Annotated in this window: 1 pseudogene; it reads right to left on the bottom strand. The window is 59.0% G+C overall.

Annotated features, from left to right (window positions below):
• Window positions 1-304, bottom strand: a pseudogene (locus RTW80_RS28365) (hypothetical protein); the annotation flags it as partial.
• Between the last annotated feature and the right edge of the window lie 8 nt (window positions 305-312).

The raw sequence follows: 312 nt of genomic DNA, 5'->3' as shown, positions 1-312 counted from the left end.
CATCCACCTCCTGCTGCACAAGGTGGATACCCAGCCGTTTGGCGTCCAGCGGCTCGCGGATACTTACCGGCTGGTTGTTAATGCAGATTTCGCCTTCATAACGATCGTGCGTCCCGCACAGCACCGCCATCAGCAGGCGCGGCAGGCGGATATCCATCACAATGTAATGCGCATCCGCCGTCAGACGTTCAGGATAAAACAGCGCACGTCCGATGGCGGAAGCAGGAATGGGCAGCGAACCGTGCGTCAGGCCAAAACTTAGCAGCAGGAGAGCGGCAAGCGATAATACGGCCAGATACAGCAGCGCCCTCG

The organism is Escherichia sp. AM3, assembly GCF_032029835.1.
Classification (GTDB): domain Bacteria; phylum Pseudomonadota; class Gammaproteobacteria; order Enterobacterales; family Enterobacteriaceae; genus Escherichia; species Escherichia coli.
The sequence above is the reverse complement of the archived record's forward strand: the minus strand, read 5'-3'. Positions and strand labels throughout refer to the sequence as shown.